Annotated in this window: 6 protein-coding genes; all 6 read left to right on the forward strand. The window is 60.8% G+C overall.

Translation table 11 applies throughout. The features are described 5' to 3' along the window. The coding region (locus JCM12296_RS42805; RefSeq protein WP_218188370.1) for a hypothetical protein at nucleotides 1-260 on the forward strand (260 nt) is incomplete at its 5' end. Continuing rightward, nucleotides 185-2467: a hypothetical protein gene (locus JCM12296_RS30925; protein WP_218188371.1), complete on the forward strand. Its 2283-nt coding sequence runs from the start codon at nucleotides 185-187 to the stop codon at nucleotides 2465-2467. The genes JCM12296_RS42805 and JCM12296_RS30925, both read left to right, overlap by 76 nt. A 9-nt stretch (nucleotides 2468-2476) precedes the next feature. Beyond that, nucleotides 2477-2893, forward strand: a complete 417-nt coding sequence (locus JCM12296_RS30930; protein ID WP_054701137.1) for a hypothetical protein — start codon at nucleotides 2477-2479, stop codon at nucleotides 2891-2893. A 4-nt stretch (nucleotides 2894-2897) separates the two neighbouring features. Then, complete coding sequence (locus JCM12296_RS37355; protein ID WP_172684200.1) at nucleotides 2898-5561, forward strand: S8 family serine peptidase; 2664 nt, start codon at nucleotides 2898-2900, stop codon at nucleotides 5559-5561. Between the two features lie 2 nt (nucleotides 5562-5563). Further along, nucleotides 5564-5782 carry a hypothetical protein gene (locus JCM12296_RS39235; RefSeq protein ID WP_172684201.1) on the forward strand — a complete coding sequence of 73 codons (219 nt, stop codon included), beginning with the start codon at nucleotides 5564-5566 and terminating at the stop codon, nucleotides 5780-5782. After that, nucleotides 5713-7251, forward strand: a 1539-nt coding sequence (locus JCM12296_RS30945; RefSeq protein WP_157068053.1) for a hypothetical protein, incomplete at its 3' end; no start/stop codon positions are given. The genes JCM12296_RS39235 and JCM12296_RS30945, both read left to right, overlap by 70 nt.

A 7251-nucleotide genomic window follows, 5' to 3' on the forward strand; every position in this document is an offset into this window, starting at 1 on the left:
CGACGGTGCAGGATCTGTTCGCGTTTTTCGAACCGTGGCGAGTGCTGTTGCGCGACGCGGCCGCCCGGTTGGAAGCGGTTTCCCCGGCGCTGGTGGTGGAACCGATCCGGGACGCCGTCGCTTCGGCAACCGACGCGTCGGTGACTTCGATCTCGACGCCGTCAACACGTCGCTGGAAGCGGCCTTGGACCAAAACGGACCGGTGGTGGACGGCATCAACGCCGCGGGTCTCGAAGTGCGGGCGGCTTTCCAGAGCTTGAGCGATGCGATCTTAAACGCCCTCAACGGCATCAACCTCGACGGCGTCGCATCGACCCTGACAAACCAGATCGCCTCGGTCACGCCCCAAATCGAACAGCTCGAAACCGAAATCACCACGCTGCAAGGGGAGGCGACCACCGCCATTGCCGATGCGACCGCAGCCCTCACGACCCTGCGCGACGATCTGGTGGAGCCGGACGGCGCCTACCGCCAGCATCTGGAGGGGTTTCTCAACACCATCCGCGACGCCATTCCCGACACCATCGGAGACACCATCGACGATGTGAAAGGGCAATTGCAAAGCGTCGCCGACCGGATCGCCTCGGTGGAACTCGATCCGGTTTTCGATGAAGTCCTGGCGCAAATCGAGGAGATGCAGACGGCCTTGGACGAGATCGACGTCGAAACCCTTTCCGAAATCCTCAAAGGGGCGCTCGCCGCGGCGCTGGCGGTCTTTAAGTCCCTCAACTTTGACGAAGAGGTCGAAAAATACCTGACCGAGAAGTTCGACGAAGGTGTGGCGTTTGTCAACGACGAGGTGTTGGGCCGGCTGCAGACCGAACTCGATAAAATTCTGGATTTTCTATCCGCGGTTCAGCCATCGCGCCTGCTGGAAGGGACGGGCATCGACGATGCTTACGAGGCCATGGCCGGGCAGTTGCGGGCCTTCCGGCCTTCCGAGGTCCTCAAACCGGTGATAGGCGCCGTGACCGGTGCCGCCGATCTGCTGGACGGGACCTCTCCCAGCGCATTGCTGGCCCCGCTGATGCAACCCTTAAGCGATCTGCAGACCTATCTGGCGCAGACGCTGTCGCCGACGCCGGTGCATGCCATGCTGAGCGGAAGCATCGCCGAACTGGACGCGCAGCTCGCCAGACTCGACCTTACCACCTTTACCGGCGACATCACCACAGCCATCAACCGCGTCCGGGACCAGCTCAACGCGGCGTTGACGGTGGAGGGCCTGTTGTCCCCGCTGCAACCGGTTCACGAGGCCGCCCTGGCGGCAGTCGATGCGGTGGACCCCGCCGCGATTCTCGATCCGATCGACGAATTCCGCCAGGTGGTTCTCGACGCCATCGACGCCGCCGACGCATCGGCCCTGACATCGGCTATGAACAGCTTGGCGAACGCCGTGGACGGGGTTTCGCTGCCGTCCATGCGCACGGGGGTGCAGGATGCGGTGGCCGCCTTCAACGACCGTCTGCAACAGGTAGCCCTCGCCGAGGTCCACACCCAGGCGGAATCGATGCGTTCCTCGGTTTCAGACGCGCTGGACGCGGTGGGGAGCCTCCCCGATTCCACCGCCGAGGAGCGGCGACAGCGATTGATCGCGCTGATGCAGCGCATGGAACCGCTTTCGATTCTCTCCCAGCCCATCAATCGGCTGAGTGCCCTCACAACGCGGATCGGAGACCTCTCCCACGAAATCGAATCCCAGCTTGGCGATTCGGGGGCATTGGCTGAACCCATGGACCAGCTGGCCGACCGGATCCGTTCCATCGCCGGCGATTTGGATACGGGCACCGCCGACACCAAACAAGCCCTTCGCGACCTGATCTCCGGCGGCATTCAGGCCGCCGGCATCGACGACATCCGCGCCCTGCACAGTCAGTTGCGGGAAACCGTGGTCGGGCTTGGACCGGACGGGCTGGAAGCGGCCGTCGACGACATCATCGCGCCGGTCCGGGACATGATCGACAGCCTTCCCGATCCCGGCGCGATGTTCGATGCCGCCGCCGCCCAGTTGCAGGCGTTGCGCGCACGAATCACCGGCGAGGTGCAGATCACGGTCGACGAGCTGCGCGACCAGGTGCAGGCCATTGTCGATGCCGCCCTGGCCATCCTCGAGCCCATCGACCTCGATACGGTGATGGCCTCCCTTGACAGTGCCTACTCGGCGATTCTGGATCTGAAAGACCGGCTCATCGCCGCCATCGGTTCCCTGACCGACGCGGTGGACGCGCCCTACGAAACGGTCGTGGGGCTGATCGACGAACTCAACCCTTTCGAAATTCTGGGCCCGGTGTTGGACGAGGCGTACAACGAGATACTGGCGAAGTTCGAAGGACTGGATTTACAGGAGATCTTTTCCCCGATCCTCGAAGCGATCGGGCATCTGCGCGACGAATTGCTCGAAGGGGTCCGCCGGGTCGGCGACGCCTTTGGGTCATTCCAGTCGGCATCGGCTTCCATCAGCGCATAGGAGCGGACAGTGGCGCATTATTTCATCCACATCGACGACGACGACCCAGCGGCCGCCTCCGAGGTCGCGGGCCTGGTGACCAGCATCATCGCCACCTACCCGGCGCAGGTCCTGGTGGACGCCGATCCGGTACAGATCGGCAACGTCGAATCCGCCGGCTACATCGTCGACGCCGCCCCTGAAATCGACGCCCTGATGCTCCCCAATGTGACCATCGACACGAATGCGCCGCCACCCTCATCACCGGCTGGCTGGGAACCGCCGGCCGGAAGCGGCCACTGGATCGTGGTCTGCGACGGGCCGCTGCTGCCGGCCTGGTCAGGGGTGATCAGCGGCGCAGGGGCGATTATTACAGGCGTTTTTGACCACGCATTCTCTGTTATGTTCCATGGACGCTTCCACAGCCTCTACCGTGGAGGCACTTGACGGTGTGAAATGGGTCGGGCGGTACGAGCCGGTGTACAAAGTTGGATTCCAACTGGCCGAACTTGGCAATCCCATCATGTCAGATTCATTGGGAACGTTAGCGGGAGCTGACGGCACCTCAGTGGGTGCTCCAGGAGATTCGGTTAAGGTCGATATCAGCGTTACTCCCGATGGAAATGCCGAAGACATTACATCGATTATCACCGGGAATGGAGGAACTGTTCAGAAGGAAGGAAATGGTTCGATCATAGCCGACATTCCACGGAGTACATTGCCGCTGATCGCACGGAACGAATCGTGTTCTTCGATTGAACTGTTCGAACCGGTCGAACCCGACCTGGATGTTGCGGACACCATAACCCAGGTTGCTACGATAATTGACCGGCATGGCCTGACCGGCGAAGGTGAAATCGTCTGCGTCGCCGATTCGGGGCTCGATCGCGGTTTTGACAATGAAACTTTACTCGACGATTTCAAACAGTTCGACGGTATAACCGGAGGACGGATCAGACGAGGTTATTCACCAAACGAAAATGACCCGTCTATAGTCGGTACGGCGGCCGCTCGCACGTCATGGAGCGATCCGGATGGTCATGGAACGCACGTTACCGGCATCGTCTTGGGGAACGGGCGATTGTCAGACAACCGTTCGCTTCAGGGCCTCGCCTTTAAGGCCGAACTCGTGTTCAAATCACTTTTGGACGGCGCGGGAAACTGGGGAGGCATACCCGCAAACCTACTTACAATGTATGGATCCGGATATAATGATGACGGCATCCGTGTACAGAACAATTCATGGGGGGCCGGGAACAGCAGCAATTATACGGGACAATCCAGGCAAATAGATGAATTTGTGTGGAAGCATCCTGATATGGTGCTGATATACACTGCTGGAAACACCGGAGCCGACACCAGCGCCAACGGTGTCGTCAACTGGCAGAATCTGCGCAACCATGGGTCAGCAAAAAACAATATTACCGTTGGAGCAAGTGAAAACAACAAGGCTTTCATTGCAAGCACTTATGGCGGAGGATGGCCTGGGGACTTCCCCACTGCGCCACTTTCCACCGATCCGATTTCCGACAATCCACAGCATGTAGCCGCCTTTTCAAGCAGGGGACCCACCACGGCGGGCGCTGCGGTCGATCGGTTAAAACCGGACGTCTTGGCGCCGGGCGTTAGCATCAACTCCACGTTATCTCAGGTCGCGGGAACCTCACCCGCATTCTGGGGTCCCCACGCAGCCGGATCCTCATACCATTATATGGGCGGCACCAGCATGGCTGCGCCCCATATCACCGGGCTTGTCGTACTGATCAGGGAATATCTGAGAAAAGTCTTCAAATATTCCGATCCGCTCAATCCAGACATCCGGCGGAGGCGACCAAGCGCTGCGTTGATCAAGGCATTGCTTGTACACGGCGCTCAAGCGGTCGCTGGCGCCTACACTGGTTCAGGGATAACGAACGCACCTCCGCATCCAAGCTGTCACCAGGGTTTCGGTCTTGTCAATTTACGATCAACCCTTTTCACCAATTCCGTCAACTCAGCGGTCCCGCCGGCACTTCAGAACTGGCTCCCGCGACGCACGATTTTTTTGGATGACCCGGCCCGGACATTAAACTTTTTCCCCGGTGGTGATCCCAATAGACGTATTCAACAGGCTGTTCGGGTCAACATCGCGAACACGCGTGTTCCACTTCGGGCCACCCTTGTCTGGACTGATTATTATACTGCGCCCGGGTCAAATGGAGCCCTGATAAACCGTTTGCAACTGCGAATCCGTCGTGTTTCTGACGGTCGTCTATTCAGTGTTGTGACCCCGGCTGGCTGTGGACCAGCAGGAATGAACCTTCGCCGCAACAATGTACAGCAGATTGACATACCAACAGCTAATTTACAGGCCGGTCTTCACGACATAGTTGTCCGTGCACTCGCTGTAACTTCTGCCGTCTCCTCCGTCGGCGCATCGCTGGGCGAAGAGCAGGATTTCGCCCTGGTCGTCTCCGGCGCCATCTCCCAAAGCGATCACGCGATTCCCGGCACGATGGCGAACCTACCCGACCTTGCGTTCGTCGACCTTGAACCGAATGCCGGTGTCGCCCTGCACGACGGTCTGGCGCCATCGCCGGAGCGACCGGCCGATAACCCCGGTTCGCCGGATATCATCATTTCCACGGACGACGATCCCAGTACCGCCGCCCAGGCGGAAAACATCGTCGCGGGGACCGAATATTTCATCCATGTAAGGGTGCGCAACCTCGGATGGGCCGACGCCGACGATGCCCAGGTGCGGATCTACCATGCCGATCCGGCCACCCCGATGGTCTGGCCCGGAGATTGGTCTTCGGAGGGATTCGAAGTCGGCGACACGCGACCCACCTTTCCACCATCGACGTTCCCGCCCGGGGCGAGGCGTTTGCCGGCCCGTTCAAGTGGACCCCTCCGGCCGACAGGGAATGGGTGGCTCTTTTCGTCCGTGCCGAACACGGGGACGATCCCATCGTTTCCGACGGCGACGTGCGGCTGGACAACAACATCACCCGCCGCGACCTCCACGTGCTCGACTCGCGCGACGCGGTGCCTGACGAACCGAGCGGCGCCCAGAAATTCTGGTTCTGGATCATCAGCGGATTCGGGTCGCCCCGGGACATCCGTTTGCGACTGATCATGCTTTATGAAGACGTGGTCGACGGCCAGATCAAACCGATGCCCGCCGGGGTGACCGTTCAGATCTGGGACGACGACACCTTCAACGACGACCTGATCGACACCGCCACCACCCGCGCGTCGCCCATCCCGAGGGCGGACCGGCGACGGTGGTCGACCATACCATCAACACCTACGAAAGCGGCGAGCGCAATCCCGATCTCTACATCCGGGTATTGATGCCCGAGGGAGACGCTTTCAGCGACTTTCGTCGTCGCAGTTATTTTGTCAGCGGCGCGCCCTACTGGATGTCCAACCTTTTTGACGAAGTCGACGGCGGGTTTTACCGCGAGAGCTTCAGCGGCAACTCGGTGGGGGTTTCGGGGGCGGTGTCGGTGATCATGCGGCCATCCGGCATCCGGGTGCATGCCAAGATCGAGGTCTACGACCCGGTTTTCAACCAGTTCGAAAACATTCCCGAAGGCGTGGACGTGGTGCTGCGCGATTCCAAAAACGGGGCGCCCACGCCGATCCTGGCCCGCGCCGCCACCGATGAAAACGGTGAAATCCGTGCCGTCATCCTCCAGCGCGAGGACCATGAACCGAGCATCTACTTTACCATCGACAAAGACGAAAACGACCCCACGTTCAACCACATCGGCTTTTTCGACGAAAACGACCAGTACAGCTCCCGCAATGTCGATGTCGAAGTGGTCTCCCCGGAGGGAACGGTTTCGACCCGTTCGGGTCATTTCGAAAACTGGACCGATCCCCGCCTGGTCGCCGCCGACGAAACCCTGCGCATCCGCTTGCGGCCGCCGGGCGTGCTCGCGCACCTGAAGTTCGAATACTTCGACCGTGAAGCCGGCGCGCATCTTCCGGTTCCCCAAGGAACCCACATCCAGGCATGGCTTGACGGAGCCCATGCCGAAGCGGTCAACGGCATGATCGGACCGGATGGCCGGGCCGAACTGTCGGTTCCCAAAAACGGCGCCGATAAAATCACCTTCAGCGTTCGCCTGCGCATGAGTCGCTCCTTTGCCGACGAACCCGATCCGGTGATCGGGCCGAGGGTCATCGTCCGCCAGGGGGGCTCGGTGATCGCGTGGGATACGCGCAACCTCAACGACAGTACAGGCGCAAACGGCCTTTTCACCGACATCGAAAACGAGGTCGGGACCGTCGCCGCGCCGAAGGTCTTTCAAATCGGAACCGGCATGGGGGACGCCGACGTCAAACTGGCGGCCCCGTATATTCTGCGTGTCGTTGGCGATATTCACCAGTGGCTCCAGACGCGGACCGGCGAAGGCGGATGGCGTGGCAACGATCTCACGGTCGAACTGGGCAACACCGCCGGTCAGGGCAGCAGCTTCGGGCCATTATCGACGACCCTGACCATCAATACCGCCCACACTGCGCCGGGCGCCAGGCAGCTCGACCCGGGCAACGCCCAGCCCGATCACTGGAACCGCATCGCCATCGCCCACCAATACGGGCACAGCGTCCTGGAAGATATCGTGCAGCGGTTCATCGACCCGGCCGTCACCATCGGCAACCACAACGGGTACGACGGAACGGCGGAGACAACCGCCGCACGCGCCTTTGCCGAAGGATGGTGCGACTACATCAGTTACGCCCATTTGGCTCAGAAAACCGTTCCCGCTTCAACGGTGTCGGCTGGCCCCTGGACGGCCCACGGCGCCGGATCG

This window comes from Desulfosarcina cetonica JCM 12296 (assembly GCF_001311845.1).
Taxonomy (GTDB): Bacteria; Desulfobacterota; Desulfobacteria; order Desulfobacterales; family Desulfosarcinaceae; genus Desulfosarcina; species Desulfosarcina cetonica.

Excerpts from the sequence above, each read along its gene's own strand:
- JCM12296_RS39235 (WP_172684201.1), top strand. The coding sequence starts at position 5,564 with ATGCTTTATGAAGACGTGGTCGACGGCCAGATCAAACCGATGCCCGCC.